This window comes from Listeria farberi (assembly GCF_014229245.1).
Classification (GTDB): domain Bacteria; phylum Bacillota; class Bacilli; order Lactobacillales; family Listeriaceae; genus Listeria; species Listeria farberi.
Genome location: NZ_JAARZJ010000022.1, coordinates 1 through 26511, shown reverse-complemented (window position 1 = coordinate 26511; position 26511 = coordinate 1). Strand labels below are relative to the sequence as shown.

General features: G+C 37.0%; 22 protein-coding genes and 1 pseudogene. 8 read left to right on the top strand and 15 right to left on the bottom strand.

The window, feature by feature from the left end; genetic code table 11:
• A pseudogene (locus HCB45_RS15325) lies at nucleotides 1-96 on the top strand (hypothetical protein); the annotation flags it as partial.
• A 19-nt stretch (nucleotides 97-115) separates the two neighbouring features.
• Here the strand turns inward: HCB45_RS15325 and pbpD1 are convergent.
• The 7 genes from pbpD1 to abc-f form a co-directional block, all read right to left on the bottom strand.
• Complete coding sequence (gene pbpD1 / locus HCB45_RS14165) at nucleotides 116-1453, bottom strand: D-alanyl-D-alanine carboxypeptidase PBPD1 (protein ID WP_185620314.1); 1338 nt, start codon at nucleotides 1451-1453, stop codon at nucleotides 116-118.
• 176 nt (nucleotides 1454-1629) lie between these two features.
• Nucleotides 1630-3297: a CocE/NonD family hydrolase gene (locus HCB45_RS14160; protein ID WP_185319692.1), complete on the bottom strand. Its 1668-nt coding sequence runs from the start codon at nucleotides 3295-3297 to the stop codon at nucleotides 1630-1632.
• A 108-nt stretch (nucleotides 3298-3405) separates the two neighbouring features.
• Nucleotides 3406-5559 (bottom strand): DNA topoisomerase III, encoded by a 2154-nt coding sequence (locus HCB45_RS14155; protein WP_185319691.1) that lies wholly within the window; start codon nucleotides 5557-5559, stop codon nucleotides 3406-3408.
• Nucleotides 5560-5582: 23 nt separating this feature from the next.
• Nucleotides 5583-7355 (bottom strand): DNA helicase RecQ, encoded by a 1773-nt coding sequence (gene recQ, locus HCB45_RS14150; RefSeq protein WP_185620313.1) that lies wholly within the window; start codon nucleotides 7353-7355, stop codon nucleotides 5583-5585.
• 159 nt (nucleotides 7356-7514) lie between these two features.
• A complete protein-coding gene (guaB, locus tag HCB45_RS14145) occupies nucleotides 7515-8981 on the bottom strand; it encodes an IMP dehydrogenase (protein ID WP_185620312.1) in 1467 nt (488 codons plus the stop codon).
• 287 nt (nucleotides 8982-9268) lie between these two features.
• Nucleotides 9269-9799, bottom strand: a complete 531-nt coding sequence (locus tag HCB45_RS14140; protein WP_185319689.1) for an ADP-ribose-binding protein — start codon at nucleotides 9797-9799, stop codon at nucleotides 9269-9271.
• A gap of 57 nt (nucleotides 9800-9856) precedes the next feature.
• Entirely contained in the window at nucleotides 9857-11467 is a 1611-nt protein-coding gene (gene abc-f, locus HCB45_RS14135) for a ribosomal protection-like ABC-F family protein (protein ID WP_185620311.1), read from the bottom strand.
• 179 nt (nucleotides 11468-11646) lie between these two features.
• On the opposite strand from abc-f, the gene HCB45_RS14130 reads away from it, so the two are divergent.
• The 6 genes from HCB45_RS14130 to HCB45_RS14105 are packed head-to-tail and all read left to right on the top strand — an operon-like array spanning nucleotide 11647 to nucleotide 16368.
• Nucleotides 11647-11955, top strand: a complete 309-nt coding sequence (locus tag HCB45_RS14130; protein ID WP_185607938.1) for a hypothetical protein — start codon at nucleotides 11647-11649, stop codon at nucleotides 11953-11955.
• Between the two features lie 27 nt (nucleotides 11956-11982).
• Nucleotides 11983-13437, top strand: a complete 1455-nt coding sequence (locus HCB45_RS14125; protein ID WP_003725314.1) for a glycoside hydrolase family 1 protein — start codon at nucleotides 11983-11985, stop codon at nucleotides 13435-13437.
• Nucleotides 13438-13482: 45 nt separating this feature from the next.
• Complete coding sequence (locus HCB45_RS14120) at nucleotides 13483-13785, top strand: PTS sugar transporter subunit IIB (protein ID WP_003725315.1); 303 nt, start codon at nucleotides 13483-13485, stop codon at nucleotides 13783-13785.
• 33 nt (nucleotides 13786-13818) lie between these two features.
• A complete protein-coding gene (locus HCB45_RS14115; protein WP_003725316.1) occupies nucleotides 13819-15171 on the top strand; it encodes a PTS sugar transporter subunit IIC in 1353 nt (450 codons plus the stop codon).
• A gap of 11 nt (nucleotides 15172-15182) precedes the next feature.
• Nucleotides 15183-16067: a beta-glucoside kinase gene (gene bglK / locus HCB45_RS14110; protein WP_185620310.1), complete on the top strand. Its 885-nt coding sequence runs from the start codon at nucleotides 15183-15185 to the stop codon at nucleotides 16065-16067.
• Entirely contained in the window at nucleotides 16060-16368 is a 309-nt protein-coding gene (locus HCB45_RS14105; protein WP_185319683.1) for a PTS sugar transporter subunit IIA, read from the top strand. The genes bglK and HCB45_RS14105 overlap by 8 nt, the downstream gene beginning before the upstream one ends.
• Before the next feature lie 39 nt (nucleotides 16369-16407).
• On the opposite strand, the gene HCB45_RS14100 is transcribed toward HCB45_RS14105, so the two are convergent.
• The 4 genes from HCB45_RS14100 to HCB45_RS14085 form a co-directional block, all read right to left on the bottom strand.
• Nucleotides 16408-17142, bottom strand: coding sequence for a MurR/RpiR family transcriptional regulator (locus HCB45_RS14100; protein ID WP_185319682.1), 735 nt, complete (start codon nucleotides 17140-17142; stop codon nucleotides 16408-16410).
• A 99-nt stretch (nucleotides 17143-17241) separates the two neighbouring features.
• Nucleotides 17242-17886 carry a DUF1129 domain-containing protein gene (locus HCB45_RS14095; protein ID WP_185319816.1) on the bottom strand — a complete coding sequence of 215 codons (645 nt, stop codon included), beginning with the start codon at nucleotides 17884-17886 and terminating at the stop codon, nucleotides 17242-17244.
• Nucleotides 17887-17968: 82 nt separating this feature from the next.
• The gene (locus HCB45_RS14090) at nucleotides 17969-19099 is read right to left on the bottom strand and encodes a permease (protein ID WP_185319681.1); all 1131 of its coding nucleotides are present in this window, start codon (nucleotides 19097-19099) and stop codon (nucleotides 17969-17971) included.
• 28 nt (nucleotides 19100-19127) lie between these two features.
• A complete protein-coding gene (locus HCB45_RS14085) occupies nucleotides 19128-20015 on the bottom strand; it encodes an ATP-binding cassette domain-containing protein (RefSeq protein WP_185620309.1) in 888 nt (295 codons plus the stop codon).
• Between the two features lie 163 nt (nucleotides 20016-20178).
• Here HCB45_RS14085 and gshAB point away from each other — a divergent pair, with 163 nt between their 5' ends.
• Nucleotides 20179-22509: a bifunctional glutamate--cysteine ligase GshA/glutathione synthetase GshB gene (gene gshAB / locus HCB45_RS14080; RefSeq protein WP_185620308.1), complete on the top strand. Its 2331-nt coding sequence runs from the start codon at nucleotides 20179-20181 to the stop codon at nucleotides 22507-22509.
• 9 nt (nucleotides 22510-22518) lie between these two features.
• On the opposite strand, the gene HCB45_RS14075 is transcribed toward gshAB, so the two are convergent.
• The 4 genes from HCB45_RS14075 to HCB45_RS14060 form a co-directional block, all read right to left on the bottom strand.
• On the bottom strand, nucleotides 22519-23139 hold the full coding sequence (locus tag HCB45_RS14075) for a hypothetical protein (RefSeq protein ID WP_221771120.1): 621 nt from the start codon (nucleotides 23137-23139) through the stop codon (nucleotides 22519-22521).
• 153 nt (nucleotides 23140-23292) lie between these two features.
• The gene (locus tag HCB45_RS14070) at nucleotides 23293-23478 is read right to left on the bottom strand and encodes a bacteriocin-like WGxF protein (RefSeq protein WP_185560804.1); all 186 of its coding nucleotides are present in this window, start codon (nucleotides 23476-23478) and stop codon (nucleotides 23293-23295) included.
• Nucleotides 23475-24098 carry an ATP-binding cassette domain-containing protein gene (locus tag HCB45_RS14065; protein ID WP_185560805.1) on the bottom strand — a complete coding sequence of 208 codons (624 nt, stop codon included), beginning with the start codon at nucleotides 24096-24098 and terminating at the stop codon, nucleotides 23475-23477. The genes HCB45_RS14070 and HCB45_RS14065 overlap by 4 nt, the downstream gene beginning before the upstream one ends.
• On the bottom strand, nucleotides 24091-26259 hold the full coding sequence (locus tag HCB45_RS14060) for a DUF1430 domain-containing protein (protein ID WP_185620307.1): 2169 nt from the start codon (nucleotides 26257-26259) through the stop codon (nucleotides 24091-24093). The genes HCB45_RS14065 and HCB45_RS14060 overlap by 8 nt, the downstream gene beginning before the upstream one ends.
• Nucleotides 26260-26511: the final 252 nt, after the last annotated feature.

The following is a 26511-nucleotide window of genomic DNA, read 5'->3' as shown; positions in this document are numbered from 1 at the left end:
GTGCCAATTATATTTTTTACTATTAGTATTGTTTTTTTCTTATTATGGTTTTATAGAGACTATCAAACCAATAAAAAAAGTCGATTTCCTAGTTAAGGAAATCGATTTTTTTATGTTAATTAAACCAGCCTTTTACGCCATCAGATACGTAATTGCCAATGCCTTTAAAGAAAGAACCTGCTGCTTGAGCGGAAAGCATGAACCAGTTTGCTTTTTCGACGTCGCTAGCAGTTAGTACGTCGATTGTTTCTGTTTGTTTTCCATCAAGATAGCCTAACTTGTCGCCATCTTTTAGAGATACTTCCATTTTGCCGACTTCTGTACCTTTTTTAACTGGTGCTTCTATTGTTTTTTCTTTTAGTGTTACATCGATATTTAACTTAGGAGCGTTTCCGTTCTTCGGTACAACTAGCTTCACTGCATCTTTTGTAACGAGTCCGACTGTATCTTCTTTTCCTTTATCTACAGCGATACTAGCTGGCTTTTTCACTTTCGAACCTGCTTTTTGTACTTCTTTTACTTTGAAATTATTAAATGCATAATCTAGCATTTTGTTTGTTTCGTCAAAACGAGCACTTGTATGTTCACCTTTACCACCACCATTAGCATGAAGCACTACAGTAATAACTCGCATGCCGTCTTGTACCGCTGTTGCAGTCAAACACATTCCAGCATAATCAGTAGTTCCAGTTTTCAAGCCATCAACACCTTGACGACCGTAAATTAATCCTGGTAGTAACCAGTTCCAGTTTGACATGTCAATTTGGTCAGGTGTGCCTTTACGGAATTCTTTTTTCGTTGTACTAGCTGTTTTAAGAACATCAGGATAATCATCAATTAAGTGTTTCGCAAGCTTTGCCATCCCGCGAGCTGTCATCTTATTCTCATCTGTTGGACCGCCCACTTGCTGGCCACCTTTTAAATCTTCATTGTTAAGCCCAGTCGAGTTAACAAATTGGTGTTCGCCTAGTTTTAGTTCTTCTGCTTTTTTATTCATCAAATCAACAAATTCTTTTTCAGAACCCGCTATTTTTTCAGAAATGGCAATTGCAGCCCCATTCGCGGAATAAATTGCCATCGCTTCATATAATTCTTGAACACTATACTCTTCACCTAATCTAAGTGGAACATTCGATAAGGAAGTGTCTTGAGAAACTTTGTAGGCATATTCAGAAATAGTTACTTTATCGTCCCATTTCAATTGTCCTTTATCAATAGCTTCAAGTAATAAGTATTCATCCATCATTTTCGTCATGGATGCGATTCCCATTAGCTTATCAGCATCTTTTGAATATAAAATTTTACCAGTACTCTCTTCAATCGCGATTGCTGCATTTGCATTGACGTTTGGTGCTTCCGCGGCTTGTGCTGCTTTCGGACTTACTAAAAAGCCACTTACTGCAAGGGATGCTGCCATGATTAAGATCCCTGTTTTTTTAATTATATTTTTCACTGCAACTTCTCCTTCATTTTGAGCAAACAGTTAGCTCAGTTTATCTATATTTTAATCAAGAAACCTATTTTAAAATTCCCTTTTTGAATAAGTTTCATTTTTTGACGGATACTTTCATATTTTACCATGATTTAATAGTGTCGTATATAAAACTTTTCGCCCAAAAAGCCAAACTTCTAGCGAATAATTGGTAGAAGAATATGGGACGGGTATTCTGGGCTATGGTAAATCGTTTGGCTCGCAATTTGACTTTCGGTTGAATGAATAAAACTACTGCCCGTATTTGGGTTAGGATCAAATCTCGGAAAGTTACTAGAAGATATTTCGACGCGGATTCGATGGCCTTTTTGAAATAAATTACTTGTTGCCCATAAATCAATTGTATATTCATTAATATTATTTTGCACATTATCGCTATGTTGTTTGTTCGCCCGGATGATACCATCTGCTAAGTTAAAAGCAGTTCCATCTGGAAATACATCTACTAATTTCGCTGTAAAATCTGTATTAGGGGCGTTTGTTTTTGCCCAAAGTTTTACTTGAATTGATCCAGTAACTTCGATTGCTTCTTCTAGTGGGTCTGTCGAGTAACAAAGAACGTCTTCGCGAAGTTCGATTGTTTGTTGATCACGAGGTCCATCTGCATGCAGTGCTTTATGTAAGGTGCCACCACCATTTGATGGTACTGGTTTTTCTGGATTATAATTGAATTTTGCTTCAGAAGAGGTAGTCGGCGGTGTGAATTCTGCACTTACTTTTTCCTTTTTAAAATATAGTGGTGTCATATTTGCATTTTGTGGCGGCCAGTTTTCAGCTGTTTTCCAGTCGTTCAAACCCATCACAAAATAATTAACCGGCGCCGATGCTGGTAATGGCTCTTTTTTCAACCAATGATTGAACCATTCTATATGTCTTGCGTGCATATTCGCCTCGCCCCATTTAGTGGCCGCCATTCCAAAATCACGGTCACCAATCATCTGTGTAAAATTAGCATGCGTCCATGGTCCAATGATGAGCTTATCTCCAAGACCGCGCAAGTGACCATTTTGAAAATTAGCGATTGTTTTATCTAAAAAGCAGTCATACCAACCAGCAACATGAAGTCCTGGCACATTAATTTTATTATAATTGCTTTTCGCGTCGATTTTTTGCCAGTGATTATGTTCCGGTTCATAATTTAGCAACTCAGAGAAATAAGGCATTTCATTTTGCCCGATTGCTGGCCAGTCTTTATAAGGTTTAAATTGATAAAGTACATCTAAATGGTCGAGGTTTTTCATTAATGCCTTTGTTGCTGCCTCTAATTCATCCCTTGTTTTATACGTACGCGCTAGCATGTTTGGAAGCATAGACTCTAGATTCCACGTTTCCCACATCCCTAGCTCTAACGCACCGTCATGGTCGTTAAATACATCTGTCATACTATTTTGCGCCATGATTGGTGCGATTACTTTCAAATGTTTATTACCGCTTATCGCAGCTAATATTTGTGTATAACCGTAATACGACAACCCGAACATGCCGACATCCCCATTAGAATAAGGCAAATTAGCTGCCCATTCAATTGTGTCATATCCATCATCTACTTCTGCTATGTAAGGTACAAATTCGCCTTCTGAAGTGTATCTACCGCGAACATCTTGAACTATCACAATATAACCTTGCTCTGCCAAAATATTAGGACGGATAAAATGGAGACCGTATGATTTACTATAAGGTAATCTTGTAAGCAAAACTGGATATTTCCCTTCACCGGCCGGACGATATATATCTGCATAGAGTGTCACTCCATCGCGCATTTTAGCTGGGATATCTGTTTCAATAATTAATTGATTATGTTTCACGTGAAACATCTCCTTTTCAGTGTGGATTGCTCTTTTATTGTTTCGTATACGACAGACTATGTCAAACAAAGTGACCCACTCAATATGAGTGGGTCACTTTGTTCCATCTTATTTATCCAGCTTCAATTTAGCAAGCGCTTCAGCCATTGGATTGTTAAATGGCTCATCTTCTTGCTTGTTTTGTTTTTTCATAAATTTAGCTACATCTGTTTTGGATACATTTTTATTTTTCTCCTTATCGCGACGCTGTTGGAACGCAGATAATTTCTCCCGGTGTCCGCAAACACATACAAAAATTTGTTTATCTCCTTCGCCCCGCATTTCCATACGTTTGTGGCAATTAGGACAACGTGCATTAGTCGTTCTCGAAACTGATTCACGATGACCACATTCACGGTCCTGACAAACCAGCATTGTTCCGCGTTTACCTTTGACTTTTAGCATCGGCTTACCACAGTCTGGGCATTTTTGTGAGGTAATATTATCGTGACGGAATTTTTTATCGTTTTGTTTTATTTCAGTTACTGCTTTTTTGGCGTAATCACGCATTTCTGCAGTGAATTTCCGGTAATCTAGCTCACCTTTTGCGATTTTCGATAATTTTTGTTCCCAACGAGCCGTTAGTTCTGGGGATTTTAAATCTTCCGGAACTAATTCTAATAACTGGCGCCCTTTAGAAGTAATTAGAATGTCCTTACCTTGCTTTTCTAAAGAGAAACTATTGAACAATTTTTCAATAATATCAGCGCGTGTTGCCACTGTTCCAAGTCCTCCTGTATCACCAAGAGTTTTGGCTAAAGCTTTGCTCGTTGATTCCATATATTTAGACGGGTTTTCCATAGCTGAAAGTAAGGTTGCTTCATTAAATCTCGCTGGCGGCTTTGTTTTTCCAGTCTCTAAATTGATTCGTTTAACTGGAATTGTATCGCCTTTTTTCATTTTAGTTAACTGATCTGGTTCGCGCGACTCTCCATAAATACTTTTCCAACCAAGTGATTTAACAACTTTACCTTTTAAAGCGAATTCTTCTTGACCTATTTTGGCTTTAACAGAGGTTTCTTCGTAAATATATGGCTCTGAAAGCACTGCTAAAAAGCGTTTGACAACAAGGTCATAAATTTTCCGTTCTTTATCGCTTAAATCTCCAAGTGATACAGGCTGCTCAGTTGGAATAATTGCGTGATGGTCACTTACTTTGCTATTATCTACAAACGATTTGTTCGCTTTGATCGGTTTTCCGCTGATTTGGCGGGCTGCTTTTGCATTTTCACCCACACCACATGCCACTAAACGTTCTTTAAGTGTTGGAACGATATCTGTCGAAATAAAGCGTGAGTCTGTTCGTGGGTATGTTAGTACTTTGTGTCGCTCGTATAAAGTTTGCATAATATTAAGCGTTTCTTTCGCTGAAAAATCATATCTATTATTAGCATCGCGTTGTAATTCGGTTAAATCATATAAACCTGGTGAGAAAGTTTTCTTTTCTTTCATAGTGACTTCTGTAATTATCGCATTTTCGCCTTGTAAAGATTTTACTAGTTTTTCCGCTAAAGCTTTATCAAAAGTTTGGCCATTGTTCCACGTGAAACTTTCTCGTTCAGTTAACGCGGTAATTCCATAGTATTCACGCGGTTTAAAGTTGCGAATCTCTTCCTCACGATGTTGAATCATTGCAAGGGTTGGCGTTTGCACTCGACCACATGAAAGTTGAGCGTTGTATTTTGTTGTTAACGCACGTGTGGCATTGATCCCTACCACCCAGTCAGCTTCAGAACGAGCGACAGCAGAGTGATACAGATTTTCATAAGCTTTCCCTGGTTTTAAGTGTTCAAATCCTTCACGTATCGCTTTATCCGTTACAGAGGAGATCCATAGTCTTTTTAGAGGCTTCTTGATTTTCGCATAGTCAATAATCCAGCGAGCTACAAGTTCTCCCTCTCTGCCTGCATCTGTTGCAATGACAATGGTTGTTATATCTGGACGATTCATTAATTTCTTAACCGTTTCGTATTGTTTTCTCGTTTGTTTGATTGGTTCTAATTTCATTTTTTCTGGAAGCATTGGTAAGTCTTCCATATTCCAGCTTTTGTACTTTGCATCGTAGCGTTCTGGGTCAGCCAGTGTTACAAGGTGCCCAAGTGCCCAAGTTACTACATATTTTCCACCTTCTAAATAGCCATTCTTACCTTGCTTAGCTCCGAGTACCCGACCAATATCTTTACCGACAGACGGTTTTTCTGCCAGCACTAATGTTTTTGTCATCTGTCAAAACCCTCTCTTCTATCTTATTTTGTTGCCTCTTGTTGCAATACTGCCAAGAATTCAGCACCATATTTATCGCGTTTCATCGCACCAATGCCTTTGACTTCAAGCAGTGCATCTTCCGTTTGTGGCATATATGCACACATGTCACGTAACGTTTCATCTGAAAAAATGATATATGGCGGCACCTTGTGTTTTGCTGCCAGTTCCCGCCGCACTTCCCGCAATTTCTCGAAAAGGTCACTGTTTACATCTATTTTAACTTTTTCAGCACGTTTCGCTTGTTTTCTTTCCACTTTTAGTTCCCCTCGCAACACTGATATTGCTCGTTCTGTAAGTTTGAGTGAGGGAAATTGGCTATCAGTTGGTTGTAAATATTTTTCTGCTGTGAGGTAATCAATTAGTTGCAATACATCTTTTTGAGATGCATCTTTCATTAAGCCATAGGTACTAAGTTCTTCAAAGTGCCAATCCTTCACTTTTTGATCAGCAGATCCGGTCAAAACCTTAGCAATCAATACTTTTCCGAAACGTTCCCCCATTCGTTTTATACAAGAAAAAACTTGTTGCGCTAAAATCGTAATATCTGTGGCTTCTCGTGTATCTAAACAATTACTACATTTTCCGCAGTTTTCTTCGTCGTCACCAAAATATTGGACGATATATTTCTGCAAACAAATTTCTGTATAACCATAACCCGTCATTTGACGTAGCTTGACGAATTCATTTTGTTTACGTTCATCATCCATTTCGGATTGCTCAATTAAAAACTGTTGAATACGACTATCTTGTGGAGAAAAGAGCAGAATACAATCACTTGGAACACCGTCTCGACCAGCTCTCCCTGCTTCTTGATAATATGCCTCAATGTTACGCGGAATATTATAATGAATAACAAAGCGCACATTGGATTTGTTAATGCCCATTCCAAAAGCATTCGTTGCTACAATTACGCGAATATCATCATATAGAAACTTCTCCTGCCAATCTTTTCGGGCTATATCAGTCATTCCGCCGTGATACATACCTGATTCCACACCTTTTTTAAGCAAAAAACTGTGGATTCGCTCCACTTCTTTTCGTGTAGACGCATAAATAATACCTGATTCCGTCGAATTTTTCGTTAAATAATCAATTAAATACTTGTCTTTATCTTGACCTTTTACTACTTGAAATGCTAAATTATCTCTGGAAAATCCAGTTTTGATAACAGAATTTGGTTTTATTTCTAAAAGACGACAAATATCGTCTGAAACAGCTTGGGTTGCTGTAGCAGTAAGCGCGATAACAAGCGGACGCCGGGTCATTTTATTTAAGCTATCGCAAAGGCTCAAATAGCTTGGTCTAAAGTCATGCCCCCACTGCGAAATACAGTGTGCTTCATCAATTGCAAATAGCGCAATAGGTACTTGTTCGATTAAGCGCTGGAATCCGGAAGTTTCAATTCGTTCCGGGGCAATATATAGCAGCTTTATCTCTCCAGAAAACGCAGCTTCAAGGCGAATATCTATTTCTCTATTAGTAAGCGTACTATTAATAAAAGTAGCTGCAATACCTTCTGAGATTAGCGCATCTACTTGATCCTTCATAAGTGAAATTAGCGGAGAAACAACTATGGTTAAACCATTAAAAAGAAGTGCTGGGATTTGGTAGCAAAGTGACTTTCCGCCGCCAGTTGGCATGATTGCTAGCGTATCTTCACCCGCGCAAAGTTTCGAAATGACATCTACTTGCCCATCTCGAAAATCTTGATAACCAAAATTTTGCTGTAAAATAGCTCTGGCTTGTTCTATCATTATCTTTTTTCACGCCTCCTCTATAGAAACAGTATAGCGGTTTTACGCATTTAATTGAAGCTTTTTGAGGAAATTCATTTTTTCTTAGTATTATCTTGTTTTATAAAAGAAATTAAAAAGCAGAAACCTCTTTTGGAAGAGATTCCTGCTTTTTCGACCTTAAGAAATGCTATAATTTGGTGCTTCTTTTGTAATTTGAATATCATGTGGATGGCTCTCGCGTAGCCCGGCACCAGTCATACGAACAAACGCTGCCTCTTCACGAAGATGTCTTAAATCAGGGGAACCAGTGTAGCCCATACCTGAACGAATACCACCAACTAATTGGAAGATAATATCGGCAACGGAACCTTTATAAGGAACGCGACCTTCAATACCTTCAGGAACGAGTTTTTTCGCGTCTGCTTGGAAGTAACGATCTTTAGAACCGTGCTCCATTGCTGCCAAACTACCCATACCACGGTAAGTTTTAAATTGACGGCCTTGGAAAATTTCTGTTTCACCAGGGCTTTCGTCCGTTCCAGCCAGCATACTTCCTAGCATAACTGCATTTCCTCCAGCAGCCAGCGCCTTCACGATATCACCAGAGTATTTAATACCACCGTCCGCGATAATTGTTTTACTAAACTCACGTGCAACAGTCGCACAATCATAAATGGCTGTGATTTGCGGAACTCCGACACCCGCAACAACACGTGTCGTACAGATGGAACCTGGTCCAATACCAACTTTCACAATATCAACACCAACTTCAAAAAGAGCACGTGCTCCTTCAGCTGTCGCAACGTTTCCAGCCACAATCACGACATCTTTGAATGTTTGACGAATTTCAGAAATTTTATTAATAACGCCTGCTGAATGTCCGTGCGCAGTATCAATTACAATCGCATCTACACCCGCTTCGATTAATTTCTCTACGCGTACAAACGTATCATTCGTAATCCCAACAGCTGCTGCAGCAAGTAGTCTACCGTGCTTATCTTTAGCAGAGTTCGGAAATTCAATTACTTTTTCAATATCTTTAATAGTGATAAGACCTTTTAGAATGCCCGCTTCATCCACAAGTGGCAATTTCTCGATGCGGTGTTTTTGCAAAATCTGCTCCGCTTGTTTTAAAGTAGTTCCAACTGGTGCTGTCACTAGGTTTTCTTTGGTCATAACATCTTTAATTACTGTAGAGTAGTCTGAAATAAAACGTAAATCGCGGTTAGTTAAAATCCCAACTAGTTTGCGCTCCTTCTCGTTATTGACGATTGGAACACCTGAGATACGATATTTACCCATCAAATGCTCTGCAGCAAAAACTTGGTGGTCTGGAGTCAGATAAAATGGATCAATAATAACGCCGCTTTCAGAGCGTTTCACTTTTTCGATTTCTTCTGCTTGTTGTTCAATACTCATATTTTTATGAACAACACCGATTCCACCTTGGCGCGCAATCGCTATTGCCATTTTAGCTTCCGTTATTGTGTCCATTCCGGCACTCCAAATTGGTACATTTAATTTGAGTGATGGAGCCATTTCTACACTTAAATCTACATCATTGGGTAATACGTCCGATTTCGCTGGAACAAGTAAAACATCATCAAATGTTAAGCCTTCTTTTGCAAATTTTGTTTCCCACATGGGTCGCAAACACTCCTTTTTTATTGGTACTCGCTTTTTTATATAGAAAAAACGCATCATCTTATCCTTATTTTCATAAAGAAAAAATGGTGGAAAATCTCCACATCATGCGACTTGTCTTCTATAATCATGCTGAAATAGCCAATGTATATTTTTAGTTATTGAATATGATGTTACAAGAAGCTAGGAGCTATGTCAAGAAGGTTTTCCGTTGTTGTTTAATTCAGAAAATATAGTAAAAAATGTTTCACGTGAAACATTTGAAAAAGCCGTCTAAGATTGTTATCTTAAACGACTTCACTGTTTATTAATTTATTGTATAACTTCAAGTTTTCTTCATCGAAACAAACGAAACGTATTTCTTTAATACTTGCATCATACTCTTCTTCCATCCATTTGCGAACGGTATAAAGCGCTACCTCTGCTGCTAGTTTTTTAGGAAAACCATATACACCGGTAGAAATATTAGGAAAGGCAATCGAAGTTAAGTCTTTTCCAGCCGCTAAATCCAAAGCTTTCCAATAACAAGACGCCAGTTTGTTCGCTTCCTGATGCTCTCCGTCCTTCCAAATCGGACCCACAGCATGAATAATGTAATTTGCTTTTAAATCACCTGCAGAAGTAATTACTGCTTCACCCGCTGGACAAGAACCAATGCGATTAATAACCTCTTGACATTCTTTTAATAAATCAGGACCAGCTGCTTGATGGATAGCACCATCCACTCCGCCACCACCCAGGAGTCCTGGATTAGCAGCGTTCACAATGACGTCCACATTTTGTTCTGTAATATCACCTTTTACAACTGTTATCTCCATACCATCACCTCTTTTCTTCATTCTAATTTATTTAGAGAATGATTTCCAGCAAGGTGATTATCCTCGTTTACTAATGGCATAGCTGTAGTTACCTTCATACACAGCTAATTGTTTATTTTCAAGCCAAATTACTTTTGAACAGAGCTGATCAATAAAATAACGATCATGTGATACAGTAATGATTGTCCCGGTAAAAGTCCGGATTGCTTCTTCCAATACTTCACGAGACGCAATGTCCAAGTGGTTGGTCGGTTCATCAAGAATAAGTGTATTCACAGGCATATTAATAAATTGAGCTAATCTAAGTCGCATTCGCTCGCCACCGCTAATATTTGCTACTTTCCGGAAAACCATCTCCCCGTAAAACATGAAGCCAGCTAGCATTTGCCTCGCTTCTCCCTCTGTCACAGCAACCTTATCTCGAAACGCTTCAAGTACTGTCATTTTTTCATTCAACTCTTCCATTTGTTGTGACAGCGAGGCGATTTTCACACTTGCTCCGACTTTCACCGTCCCGTTATCCGGCTCCACTTTTCCTTCTATTATTTTTAATAAAGTGGATTTTCCGGTACCATTTTTACCAATAATTGCCACTCGCTCGCCTTGTCTAATTTGTAAAGAAACATCCTGCATAATTTCTTTTTCGCTAAAAGATTTATTTAAATTCTCCATCACAACTACGTCTTGCCCGCTTCTGCTAGCCTCGTCAAATTGTAATTGCATTTGTTTTTGTGTTAATACAGGGCGCTTCACTTTTTCCATACGTTCTAATGCTCGTTCCATATTTTTTGCCCGACGGAACATTGCATCATTTGGCGGATTGGCTTGCATAGCCCACTGGCGCAATCTTTTTATAGCTTGCTGCATCTTTTTGATTTTCTTTTGTTGGTCTTTATAATCTTGAAATTCGCGTAATAGTCGTTCTTCCCGCTCTTTTAAATATCCGGAAAAATTCGTATGATAAATGATTAACTCGCGGTTCTCAAGCTCCACCATTTTCTGGACTACCTCATCTAAAAAGTAGCGATCGTGAGACACAACTAACACGGTTCCAGCGTAATGTTGTAAAAACGAGGTCAACCATTCTACTGCCATCAAGTCTAAGTGATTTGTTGGCTCATCCAAAAGTAACAAGTCCGTTTTCTGCAATAATAAATGAGCTAATGCTGCTTTTGTTTTCTCACCGCCACTTAAATCGCCCCATTTTTGAGGCAGTAATGCTCCAATACCAAGTCCATTGACCACTTTGCTCAAGTTAGCATCCATTTCATATCCACCGAGCTCACCGAATAAAGCCATTTTATCTCCGTAGCGGTTCATTAGCTTTTCGCTTGGGTTTGTTGCCATTTCTTCTTCTAATGCCCGTAATTCTTTTTCTAACTCCTCTAACTCACCAAAACTAGTTCGTAAATATTGTTCAACTATTATATTGGGATTTACTGTAGATAGTTGTTCTAAAAGTCCTATTTTAGCGCCTTTTTTACTGGTTACAATCCCACTATCAACGCCCTCTAACCCTTTTAAAACCTTCAAAATTGTACTTTTCCCTTCACCATTACGACCAATTAAACCGACGCGCTCGCCTTCTTCTAATTGAAGAGATACTTTCTCTAAAATAATATCTCCAGTAAAACTTTTAACTACATCATTCATTGCTACTATTGTCATTTTATCCTCCATTATCCAAGGAAGCATGGCAAAATGTTTCACGTGAAACATTTTTTTAGACAACAAAAAAGCGTCAGACAAGCGCCCGACGCCAATTATAAGTATAATACTAATTTAGCACTATACAAACCGATTGCGTGACTCCATGCTTCTCTCATTTTTTCTAGTTATACAGTTTTTTGGGCAGACTTCACCAATGTAACTGCAATACCGGAAAAAATTGCACGGACAATATACAAAAATTCAACTATACTATTGCGTGCACTCAAAAGAAACATGTCATCTCACCTCTTTTCATTAATACATATAGAATAAGGGATGCTGCCTCAAATGTCAATTGTTCTCCGTATCACATACACGAAACACAACGTTTCAGTTTAGAAACTTATACCATTGATATGAAACACGAACCCAAAGCAGCAAAAACTATTTACCAATCAGTCGAAACCGTTTACATTAATAAAGCAAGCAAAACTAAAACAGACTAATCGCACATAATTTTTGGAGGTGCCATAATGGAACATAATAAGTTGAAACCTTTCCCAAAAGATTTTCTATGGGGATCAGCTTCTGCAGCGTACCAAGTAGAAGGTGCCTGGGATGAGGATGGCAAAGGACCATCTGTATGGGATGAATTTGTTCGTATTCCTGGAACAACATTCAAAGAAACAAACGGAGATGTAGCGGTGGATAATTATCATCGCTACAAAGAAGATGTCGCGCTAATGGCTGAACAGGGCCTAAAAGCATATCGTTTCTCTGTCGCATGGAGTCGCGTTATCCCGCATGGTAACGGGGAAGTTAACGAAGCTGGACTGAAATTCTATGATAACTTGATTGATGAACTTCTTTCTTATGGAATTGAACCAGTCGTTACACTTTACCACTGGGATATTCCGCAAGGGCTTCAAGACGAATATGGTGGATGGGAGTCACGCAAAGTCGTAGAAGATTTCACTAACTATGCTGCCCTTCTATTCGAACGCTTTAACGGACGAGTTAAATACTGGGTTACACTTAATGAACAAAATGTATTTATCTCACACGGTTACAAATTAGCATATCACCCACCTGGCGTTTCTGACGACAAGCGTATGTTTGCTGCAAATCACAATGCGAACTTGGCGAATGCTTCTGCAATTGCTAAATTCCGCGAGCTAGGTACCTCTGGAAAAATTGGACCAAGTTTCGCTTACGGACCAAGTTATTCCATTGATGCTAATCCAGCGAATGTGCTCGCTTCTGAAAACTCTGAGGAATTCAATGCCCATTTCTGGATGGATGTTTACACATGGGGTGAATATCCGACTGCTACTTGGAATTGGCTGGAAGAGCACGGTCTTGCGCCGGAAATCTTACCAGGCGATACCGAACTTCTGAAAAAAGGAAAACCTGATTTCATGGGAGTTAACTATTACCGCTCAATGACTCATGCCTTTAATGGGAAAGACGGCGTTGGTTCTGGGAAAATGAATACAACTGGCGAAAAAGGCACTTCCGAGGAAACTGGTGTACCGGGGTTATACAAAAACACCAACAATCCTTACTTAGAGAAAACGAATTGGGACTGGGATATTGATCCAACAGGCTTGCGCATTGGCTTACGTAGAATTACTAACCGCTATAAATTACCAATCATGATTACAGAAAATGGTCTTGGTGAGTATGATAGCTTGACGGAAGACCACAAAATCCACGATGAGTACCGAATTGAATATATTCGCGCCCATGCTCTAGCAATCCAAGAAGCAATCACGGATGGTGTAGAGATGCTTGGATACTGCACTTGGAGCTTCACAGATTTACTAAGCTGGCTAAACGGCTACCAAAAACGTTACGGTTTCGTATATGTTGACCGCGACGAAAACGATGAAAAAGAATTGAAACGCTATAAAAAAGACAGTTTTTACTGGTATAAAAAGACAATCGAAGCAAACGGAGCTAATTTAGTAGAGGAACAGGGCAAATAAGCCTTGTTCTCTCTCTGCTTCAACCATTTTGGGAGGGAAATTTTAATGAAAAAAATATTACTTGTATGTGCGGCTGGAATGTCGACAAGCTTACTCGTTACTAAAATGAAAGCGCACGCAACCTCTATTGGGGAAGAAATTGAAATTGAAGCATTGCCAGTATCAGAAGCTAGCAGTGTGGTAGATAAAATGGATATTGTTATGCTTGGACCTCAAGTCCGTTACCAAAAACCGCAAGTAGATGAACTCGTACAGGGACGTATTCCAGTTATTGTTATTGATATGAAAGATTATGGTATGTTAAATGGGAAAGCCGTTCTTGAAAAAGCTTTCGCGGAGATTGGGTAAGGAATTTTCATTTAAAAATAGGGAGGTTTTAAAATGAGTATAATGTCAAAATTCGAACACGGCATGGAACGTGTTTTAGTACCAGTAGCGAATAAATTGAACTCACAGCGCCATATTGCAGCAATTCGTGATGCATTTATTTTAGTTTTCCCATTAATTATGGCCGGTTCAATTATCACTTTGATTAACTTTGCAGTGTTATCTCCGGATGGCTTTATTGCAAAAATCTTATTCCTAGGGAAAATCTTCCCTAATTTAGCAGATGCACAGGCTGTATTTTCGCCGGTAATGCAAGGTTCGACCAATATTATGGCGATTCTGATTGTATTTCTAGTCGCGCGGAACCTCGCCATCTTCTTTAAACAGGATGATTTGCTCTGTGGGCTTACCTCGATAGGTGCATTCTTTATCGTCTATACGCCTTACACAGTTGTTGATAACGCATCTTACATGACAATCAAATTCTTAGGCGCACAAGGTCTTTTCGTTGCTATTATCGTAGCAATTATTACTGGGGAAGTATTTAGCCGTCTAGCTAGATCCCCTCGTTTAATGATTAAAATGCCTGACCAAGTACCACCAGCAGTTGCTCGTTCTTTTAAAGTATTAATTCCAGTTATCATCATCACTATTCTTTTCTCTGTCATTAACTACTTAATCACATTAATCGCTCCAGAAGGTTTAAACGACCTTGTTTACACAGTTATTCAAGCTCCACTTAAAGACATGGGAACTAACGTATTCTCTGTTATCATCATCGGGCTTGTTTCTAATTTACTTTGGGTACTTGGTATTCACGGGCCTAACACTGTTGCGGCTATTCGTGACACCATCTTCACTGAACCAAACTTAGACAACTTATCTTACGTAGCACAGCACGGTTCTGCTTGGGGAGCTCCATACCCAGCAACATGGGCTGGCCTAAATGACGGATTTGCAAACTACGGTGGATCTGGTATGACTCTAGGTTTACTGATTGCTATCTTTATCGCTTCTCGTCGTGCAGACTACCGAGATATCGCGAAACTTTCTCTTGCACCAGGGATTTTCAACATCAATGAACCAGTTATTTTCGGTTTACCAATCGTATTAAACCCAATTATGGTTATTCCTTTTATCATTACACCAGCAATCAATACATTAATTGGTTACTTCTTTATCTCAACAAAACTTATTCCACCTGTCGCCTATCAAGTGCCTTGGACAACTCCAGGACCACTGATTCCATTCCTTGGTACAGGAGGAAACTGGCTCGCGCTTCTGGTCGGCTTGCTCTGTCTAGCCGTCGCGACAGTCATTTATCTACCATTCGTACTTGTATCTAACAAAATTGCCGCGAGTGATGCAGCAATGGACAAAAATGCAACAGCCTCGACAGAACAATAGGATGTGACAAAATGAAAATTGCAGCTTTTGATATCGGTGGAACGGCCCTTAAAATGGGGGTCGTTTTGCCGCATGGTGAAATTATTTTAACAAAATCAGCCGAAATAATCGCGAGTGATGGCGACCATATTTTAGCAGAAATGAAGCTATTTCTTGCTGAAAATACAGACGTGACAGGGATTGCTGTCAGCGCACCAGGCTACGTTAATCCGAAAACCGGGCTTATCACAATGGGCGGCGCTATCCGCAGATTTGATAACTTTAATTTAAAAGAATGGCTCGAAGCGGAAACCAGCCTTCCTGTTGCCATCGAAAATGACGCCAACTGCGCCCTACTTGCTGAAAAATGGCTTGGAAAAGGACAAGATTTGGATGATTTTCTTTGTTTAACTATCGGAACTGGAATTGGTGGCGGTATTTTTTCTAATGGCGCATTGGTTCGCGGCGGCCGTTTCCGAGCTGGCGAGTTTGGTTATATGTTTAGCCAACGCCCAGGTGCATTTCGTCCTGGAAAATATACGCTGAATGAAACTACTACTATGCTCGTTCTTCGCAGACAATACGCAGAGCTAACCGGTCGCCCTTTGAAAGAAATAACTGGTGAAGAGATTTTTGCCAATTATGATGCACATGATCCCATCTCAGAACGACTTATTACTGAGTTTTATACAGGGATTTGTACAGGGCTTTATAATTTGATTTATCTTTTCGATCCAACCCATATTTTTATCGGTGGCGGAATTACAAGTCGTCCTACTTTTATCACGGAACTAAAGCATCACATGGCGAGCTTTGGGCTGCGTGACACGATTATCGAAACAGCCACACATAAAAACCAAGCTGGCCTACTCGGCGCAGTGTATCACTTTTTACAGGAGGAAAATAGACATGAATGAAATGGAAACAGTCATTTTTGGCATGATTAGTCAAGTTGGCTCAGCGAGAAGTAGTTACTTAGAAGGACTTCGCGCAGCTCGTGATGGGAATTTTGAAGAAGCCGAGGCAAAACTAAAAGAAGGTGGCGAAACACTTGCTAATGGTCACCACGAGCATCATAAGCTAATTCAAAAAGAAGCTTCCGGTGAAAAAGTGGAAATTCAGTTACTGCTAATTCATGCAGAGGACTTACTCATCACAACAGAAACATTAAGAGAAGTTGTCACTGAGTTTGTTCACGTATACAAGAAAATAAGTTAATAAAAAAGCGTGTAGACGACAAAATCTACACGCTTTTTATTATTCTAGCTGTTCTTGATTATAATTTTTCTTCGCCATCGCTTCTAACAGAAACAGCACCGGAATTTGCGTCGTAATATTCGTCTTATCCACCATTTCTTGCGTGACGTAATACGGGATATTGACATCAGATAGCTCGGCAAGCGTATTATGGCTCGTATTGGTGATACTAATAATCCGGCTACCATATTGTTGCATATTTTGCGCTTGTTCAAGCACTTGATCCGTCTCACCAGACACAGATAATATAATCATTACTGCTTTATTTTTAAATTGTTCTCCCGGATTAGGATAAAATGGATCTTTAATATAAAATGTTCGCTTCTTCATATTGGAGAAAAAACGACTGCCATATTCTGCTAAAATCCCTGAGGTTCCGATTCCAAAAAAGACGACTAAATCTGCTTCATTAATGATCTCTGCCGCTGCATCTAATACTTGATCATAATCACGATTCATTGTCCGTTCAAAGAATTCCTCTAAAACTTCTACAGTATCCGCCGTTTTTTTCTTTACCTTACGTGTTGCTTCTTGTTTTAGCTTCACCTTAAATTCTGAGAAGCCTTCACAACCCAACTTTCTAGTAAAACGAACAATTGATGCTGGTGAAACATGCGTTACCTCCGAAAGTTCGCGCACTCTCATAAACATAACTTTGTCCCGATTGTCCATTATGTAGCGGTATAAATGGTGTTCTGTCTCTGTAAATTGCCTAATCACTTCATACGAAAACATAAATTTATTCACCTCGTCTGTATCAGTATTTCCCGGGAAATAAAAACAGGTGACCACCTCGCAATATGCAATTTAGGTCACCTATCCGTGTCCATCTTCTTATAAGGATGGAATATTTTTCTTTTTCTTCACATAGAAACGTAGGGCAATAATAATTGCACCACCAACTGTGTTAACAATCGGACTTAACGCTACATTGATATTTGGAGGAATTGTCACTTGCACAATTGTCATTACAAACATCCATACTGCAATGACTCCAACTGCTACTAGTAAGTATTTTATCGTTCCACCTTTTTGTCCTGCACGCATGTTAGATGCGTATTTACGTAAGATAAGCATTGCAAAACCACCGACAACAGCAGTGATTACTAAGACAATAATTCCTAGAGTTTGTGCATTTTTTTGGAAATAAGCACTAATTCCAGAAATCAACATCATCGCTCCAAGTACAAGGAGTCCGCCGTCAAGTACAAGCCACCATTTCTCTGTATTTTGCTCAACTGGTGCAGCTTTCACATCTAAAGAAACAACATATTCTGTTGGTGTTAAATTAAATAATTTTCTTGCTGTGATACCTTTTTTCTGTTCGGCTAAAATCTTTTCACACATTTCGTAAATAATAATTTCTTGTTGCTCTTCAGCGTAATGAGTTCCTCGCAAATGCTTTTCAACTTCCATTACGTATTGCAAATTCCGCTTTGTTAGATTAGCCTTTAAATCAGCTACTGGCGGTTTATTCATTTCTGTGGTCAATGCTAAATCCTCCCTCACTTATTCTATCCTCTATTATACCGGACTTACCTACTATAAAAAAGCTATTTTTTTAATTCGTTTTAGACATTTGGAAAAGTCCGCGCATTTTGTTTAAAATATAAAGTGCTAAAATAAAACTAGCAATCGTCGACCCGATTCCCCAAGAAAGATAACCAATAAAACTTAATTCGGTATCCCCCACTGCTAGATTGGCTATTACCATTCCAATAAACAGTGAAAATAAGATAAGAAAAGGCCATTTCACCCATGAAAAAGCAAATAAATAACCATTACGTTCGATATGTTGCTTTTTGTATAAAACTAAAATAGCAACTACCATACAAGCACTTAATAATGCACTAAAAATAACTGCTCCAAGCGAGGCCGATTCAAAAGAAAATGGGGAAAATACATTTACATAATCCTCAAACTTAAGTAGATTAGTCATTCCAGCCTCTCCACCATCTGGCCAAATATATTTATATAAATTATCTAGTGTAGGATTCAATACATTTGGGACTAACATTACACCAAATGCTACCACAGCTGCTGCAATAGGCGATCCAATTAGCAATCCAATCAAAATAGCGACTAAAAAGATGAGAATATAAGTAAATAAACCACCCGCAATATCTGTCCAAAATTTCGCCATTTCTAATTGTATATAATTTGTCGGTATATGTCTGAAGAAGTAAGTCAGTCCAATTCCAATAGATACAAGATAACTCAACGTAATCGTAGCTATACCCATAATCATTTTAACCCCAATAATATGTGTCCGCTTATAAGGAAGCGATGCTGTAAACCGATTTGCTCGTGTGTAACGCTCAAATATAACCGCCAACACTCCTAAAACAAAAACACTTGCTTTAATTAAAGTGAAAAACATCTCTAATTGAAAATAAAACATGAAAGGCATGTACTCTACATATTCTGCCTGAATAAAATTCGTGTACATCGGGATAGCTAAATAAGCTACAGTCAAACTAGTGTTCATTTCTTCATCGGAAGTTTTATATTCTGGGTTTTCTTTTTGTTGTTTTATAAACTCACTTGATTCATAAAAATCCTTTTGACTTTGCCAACGCTCTGCATCTGAAACGAGACCTAAAGTAATTCCTAGAAAAAACAATACCGCTACGCCCAGAAGCATCCATCTCATATTACGCCACTCTCGATACCATAACCCTCGATTAAACATTATTCGCTTCATCCTCATTTTTATGTCTTTAAATCTCGTAATAATCTATCTTGTCATTCGTTAAATGAACCGTAAAAATATCCTCTATAGTAATAGCCATTTCTTCAAATAAAATTGGTTCCTCTAGTCGCAATTGCCTAACAAATTCGTTAGCATTTTCTGTGACTAAAAGCGTGTAAATTCTCCCATTTCGATATAATAATTGAGCATTGTTTTTCACAAAATCAGGTATTTTCTTAGTTTTAAATGCTACCTGGATTTTCACTGCATCATCTCGCATATCATCTAAATAATAATCAAGCTCCAAATGGGCCCCTTTTAAAACAATGACCCGATTAGCAATAGTTTCTAGTTCATCCAGACGATGAGAAGCAATGACAACACTCATTCCACGTTTTTTCACCGTGTCTTTTATAATTGCTAAAATTTGCTTTTTAATAATAACATCTAGCCCATCCATCGGTTCATCTAGCAATAAATAACGAACATCTAAAGAAAAAGCTAAAATAATGAAAAATAATGCTTTTCTTCCTTTTGAAAATGACATTAATTTTGCTTTCATTGGTAATTCAAATTGCTGCATTAAATCATTAAAGAACGTTTCATCAAAAGTAGGATAAATTTTCCTATAAATTTTCACAACCGCCTGTACATTATATGTATTAAAGTGATTCATATTATCTTCCAATAAAAACAACTGCTGTTTGACTTCAGGATGTTCAAAAATACTCTTCCCGTCTATGAAAACATCTCCTTCAACAGGCAAATAAATCCCTGTCATCGTCGAAAAAAGCGTCGTTTTCCCAACACCATTTCTTCCAATAAGTGCCGTTATTTCTCCTGCTTTCAAATCAAATGAAATATCCTTCAAAACCATGTTGTCTTCCATCTTTTTAGTTAAATTCCGAATCTCCATTTTTTCACCTCTTCCACCCATTATATAAGTTCAGTAGTATTTTTTCTACATTTTTTAAAATTTTCTACACTACTGTAAATCACAAACCAATCATTATACTAATTTCACATATTGCGGTAAAATATCTCTATATGAACTTATTTAAAACCCCTGAGGTGAAAACATGATAAAACTTGATATAACGATGCTTGATTCTTTTAAAGAAAACGAAGCTCTCCGGAAACACTTATTTTCTGGTCATTTTGGTTTGGAAAAAGAGAATATACGCGTAACTTCTGATGGAAAGTTGGCTCTTACGCCTCATCCACCAATTTTTGGTCCAAAAGAAGATAATCCATATATTAAAACCGATTTTTCGGAAAGCCAAATTGAAATGATTACACCTGTAACTGACTCAATTGACGCTGTATATGAATGGCTTGAAAATCTTCATAATATCGTTTCATTACGATCAGAAAACGAACTGCTTTGGCCTTCTAGCAATCCGCCCATTTTGCCCTCGGAAGAAGATATTCCGATTGCAGAATATAAAACGCCAGATAGCCCTGATAGAAAATATCGTGAGCACTTAGCTAAAGGTTACGGTAAAAAAATCCAATTATTATCCGGAATTCATTATAATTTCTCTTTTCCTGAAGCGCTAATTGACGGGCTTCATGCTGAAATCAGCCTTCCTAACGAATCAAAACGTGATTTTAAAAATCGATTATATTTAAAAGTAGCTAAATATTTTATGAAAAATCGTTGGTTGCTTATTTATTTAACTGGTGCGAGTCCAGTCTATCTGGCTGATTTTACAAAAACTGACTATGAAGAGGTACTGCAAGATGGTAGCAAGGCTCTTGATGGTGGAATTTCCCTTCGTAATAGCAACGCTGGCTATAAAAACAAAGAATCACTTTACGTTGATTACAATTCATTTGACGCCTATATTTCGAGTATTTCCAACTACATTGAAGCTGGTAAAATCGAAAGTATGCGCGAGTTTTACAACCCAATCCGCTTAAAAAATGCACATACTGACCAAACTGTCGAAGGTTTAGCAAAACATGGTGTGGAATATTTAGAAATTCGCTCGATTGACTTAAATCCACTTGAACCAAATGGAATTTCCAAGGATGAACTTATTTTTATCCATCTATTTTTAATTAAAGGTTTGCTTTCGGAAGATCGTGAGTTATGCGCGAACAACCAACAACTAGCTGATGAAAACGAAAATAATATCGCTTTAAACGGCCTCGCACAGCCCGCAATTAAAAACTGTGATAACGAGGAAATGTCCCTTGCTGATGCAGGACTTTTAGAATTAAACAAAATGAGCGACTTCATCCAAAGCCTAATTCCTAATGACAACCATTTCCAAACAATTATCGAAAAACAAAAAGAACGCCTGCTACACCCTGAAAAAACGATTGCTGCACAAGTACAAGCACAATCAGCTAAAGAAGGTTACGTCGAATTCCATTTAAACCAAGCTAAAACTTATATGGGAGAAACCGAAGCTTTGGCCTATAAACTTGTTGGCGCAGAAGACATGGAACTTTCCACACAAATCATTTGGAAAGACGCTATCGCACGCGGCATCAAAGTTGACGTATTAGACCGAGCCGAAAACTTCCTTCGTTTCCAAAAAGGCGACCAGCTGGAGTATGTGAAACAAGCTAGCAAAACTTCTAAAGACAACTATGTATCTGTGTTAATGATGGAAAATAAAGTTGTCACCAAGCTTGTACTAGCAGAGCACGGCATTCGCGTTCCATTTGGCGATAGTTTTAGCGACCAAGCTCTTGCACTTGAAGCATTCACTTTATTTGAAGATAAACAAATTGTCGTTAAACCTAAGTCTACCAACTACGGATGGGGAATTAGTATTTTCAAAAACAAATTTACGCTAGAAGATTATCAAGAAGCTTTAAATATCGCATTCAGTTACGATAGCTCTGTTATTATTGAAGAATTTATTCCTGGCGACGAGTTCCGTTTCTTAGTCATTAACGACAAAGTTGAGGCTGTTTTAAAACGCGTACCCGCTAATGTAACAGGAGATGGAATTCACACTATACACGAACTAGTCGATGAAAAAAACGCTGATCCATTGCGCGGAACGGACCATTTGAAACCACTTGAAAAAATCCGTACTGGTCCCGAAGAAACTCTAATGCTATCCATGCAAAATCTTTCTTGGGATAGTATTCCTAAAGCAGAAGAAATCATCTACCTTCGCGAAAATTCCAACGTCAGCACAGGCGGCGACAGCATTGACTATACCGAAGAAATGGACGATTACTTCAAAGAAATAGCTATTCGTGCCACCCAAGTCCTTGACGCCAAAATTTGCGGCGTAGACATAATTGTTCCACGTGAAACAATGGACCGCGACAAACACGCTATTATCGAGCTAAACTTCAATCCAGCAATGCATATGCACTGCTTCCCTTATCAAGGTGAGAAGAAGAAAATTGGAGATAAGATTTTAGATTTCTTGTTTGAATAAAAAGGACTCCTAGTCAAGGCTAGGAGTCCTTTTTACTTTATTTATATACTTTTTAGCATAAAATCTTTCTGGTGTAGCTTTTTCCTTTTCAGCAAGAACTTTTATTTTTTCATACTGTGATACATCCTTCATTTTTGTAAATGCCGAAATTACTTGAATAGTAACTTCTGAGTCATCTAACAAAACTCCTAACGATGGAGCATATGTCTTTAATCCATATTCTCCAATTAAAATTATTAATGACTGCCGACCTTTACCATATTTAGGTGACAAGCATAATGATAGAAGCCCCTCCATTAGTTTGTTTTCGTCTTTAAATTTTTTTACTTTTAAAATTGGTTCGATATACTTAAAATTAGCTTTCCATATCATATACTCATATCCACACCAATTTGGCGCCCCATCAACACCTTTTATTGATAAACCTTTTCTTTTCGCTACTAATTCATCACAATATTCTTCATACGCTTTAAGAAAAACAGCTAAAAATTCTTGCTCACTAATTCCCTCTTTATCACATTTATCCTTCTCAAAGAAAGCTATAATATCCTCAAATTCTGTCATGGAACTTAAAGTTATTAAATTCTTTTTTCTTTCTAGTTTTACCTTCAACAACTCTAAAAATGTCATAATAACTCTTCCCATCTTATTTTAGGCATAAATCTTTTAGTAAAATTATAACATCTAATGTAGCTTTATTAGTTGTAGACTTTGTGAACTTTCCAACCTCCAATTACTTTTCTCTATATTAGGCTCTATACCATGAAAAAGAGGGATTGTTGTTCAATATCTAGATAATAGAAGCTTATTTGTAGCTAAATTCAAAATAAAATAAATTAATACAAAGGAGCCCCAGTAGAAAAACAAATTTTCATATCCAAGAAGCAAAACTCTAAATAATATTTTATGAATAAGTACTACTAAGAGTATTAATATGCTGTTTACAAAAGAAATACCAACTATTTTCATCTTATCTCTCCTTTTTCAATATGAATAACACGGTCTGCTTTTCCGGATATTTCCGGGTCATGCGTAACACAAATGATGGTTTTTCCTTGCTTTTTTAACTCTAAAAACAATTCTATGATTTTCTGCTTATTTTTATTATCTAAATTTCCTGTTGGCTCGTCCGCAAGTAATAACTGGAAAGGCTTAAGTAATATTCTCACTATTGCAATCCGTTGTTTTTCTCCACCGCTTAATTGATAAACTTTTTTTAGCAAATAACTTTCATCTAAACCCACATAATCAAGATATTTTATCATTAGATTGCGATCTGTTCCTTTTGAAATAGATAAATTATCTTGAACAGTTTCATTTTCCATTAACAAGTAGTTTTGGAATATAAAACCTAATATTTCTTTTTTTAATACCATAATCTCTTTTTTTGAGTGATATTCCGTGTGGTTAATTTTAATTTGCCCACTATCTTTTGCCTCTAAGTGACCTATTATATTTAATAATGTTGTTTTTCCACTTCCACTTTCTCCGACAATTGCAATAAATTCACCAGTTCCAATTGATAGAGAGACTTTTTTCAATATTAATTTATCTTTTATTTTCTTACTAACATTAACTAACTCAATCATATTTTTCACCTTTTAATATGGCTTTAAAATCTTTATTAATTACTTTTTCTTTTAAGAAATAAATAGCAATTAGCTCTATTAAGAGAATAACTACACTAAAATATAAGGCAACTAGTTCTTTACTAATAATAAAAGTGACAACTCCAGAAAAAGCACACACAAACAGATTACTTATAATAAACCATTTACTACTTTGCCAAAACGAATATCCAAACACATGATAAATTAGTTGTTTATATAGATTCTCTCTATAGTAGGACAGTATAAGCAATAACATAAAAGAACATGTGCATATCGCTAGAATTATCGTACCTATCATTTGCTGATATATTTGCCATTTTAAAGCTGTTATTTCACTTGATACTTCTTGGTAAACACTCGTTACATGGGTAATTTCTCTTGCATTTGAATTATTAATAAGTGGCAAAATAGAATTAAACGCATCGCCCTTCGTTTTATCCACAAAATATACAGAAGAAGTTACACGAGCACCAATATTAGATGAATCAATGTTTCCTGTATAGATAATCGCTATTGGATCTGTGATATTCCCCGTTTTCAAATTCCCAGTATTACTGTCATAGGAAAAATAGTCTTGGTTATTTTCCGCATAAATAATATTAACACTTAAGTCTTCCTTACTTAACGCTAAATCAGGCCGATTTAAAGCTTCGTTGTAAATGTTAGCAACCTCTACTTTTTGAAAATAGAAGTAATCAAGAAAAGTATTTTCTATATCTTTCTCGTATTTCCGCTTACTCTTAGGAACAATAATATTCAAAATTTTATCACTGATTATTGCTTCTTTTTCCGCATTCTGACCTTTTACGCTTTTAATTGGATTTAATTTTAAATAATTAAAATCAACCTCTACACTATTCCCATCAGGTGAGTTTATTTCAGTATCTTTTTTCAAATAGGTTTCATAGAAGAAAGTATCATTTTCACTCCGCTGGAAATTATTCGAATACATTAAAAACATCTCTTTTGTAGACGTACCTTCTTCATAAAAAGCTCTTAAATTATCGTTTAATTTTCTATCAGCTTTTAAATCATCTTGAATATTCTCTGGCAAAACTCCTACTTTCACTTTAAAAATGTTTTTTGTAGAATCCCATACGTTAATATTAGCTAGCCTAGTATTTAAAGTCTGAAGCGATTGATACGAAGTTATAAAAGTACTAATAAATAAACAGAGCAGCGCAAACTTAATAACCAGATTAATAGTTAATTGCTGTTTTGCTGATTGCACACGCTGGCCTGATTTTGATTGATCAATTTTCTTTATTCTAAGAAATCCAAAAAAACACATCAGAAATAGGATAAAAATAAATAAAAGTACATTAAACAAAAGCAACTTCCACACTATTTCCACTAAGTATATAGATAATCCCTTTGCTAAAACAATACTAACAAAAACTATCAGAATTAATACTATAATAAACAAAGTAAATATAATAGTTTTATTGAATAAAGACTTTAATGTAACTAATTCAGAGTTCCCCCAAACACGATTAACAAACAATCTCTCCTTGGAGTATCTTAAATTGTAGTATATGGCAACAGATAAAATAACGAAACATAAAATCAAAGTCATAAGTAACGGGATATTAATATAATTCCACCAACTTACATTAGCGTTTTCCATAATTATTTCCCCGTACTGCTTGAATTCCTTTAAAAAGGCCTGATAAGTAGCCTTATTATCTAAGCCACTTACATAAAAAGTATTACTTATACCTACATTTTTAATCTGTTCAAAGTCATAAACTTTTATAGACCAATACTTAGAAGGATGATAAATTACACCCGATTGTTTTTTATCACTATTTTCTTCATTAGCCAAAAACTGGTTATTATTGGGATAATCTCCTTTTTTAAGTTTTATATTTGGGGAATATTGACAATTAGAAGCATAAATATTTAAATCGTGTTCACCTAAAAATGTATACTGAGCTATGTTAATATTTTTAGCTTTTGAAAAAGTCTTTATAGAACTATTAAAATCTGAAACCGGATAATTATCGTTATATTTAATTTGAACTTCTGTTTGTTCTTTAAAAAGAAAATCACGCGACAAGATATTAGTAATAAAATTAAAAAACATTACATTACCAACAACAAGCGTGACTAATATGATAATAGAAAGAAATTTTTTCATTAAATCATCCTTAGTTTAATTCTATTCTTTTAATGTAACATGAATGAACAATGTATAACCAAGATTGTAACGAAATGCCCTATTCTCGCCATTAACAACTTAAATAAAAGCTATTTATTATTATTTCTACTCAAATTATGTAAAAAAACAACTTAATTTTTACAGATTCACTTCAAATCAACTCATTATTCACTTTTCTAATCATCATTAAACTAATTAGTCACAAAAATTTCGTTTTAGATACCTTTAAAC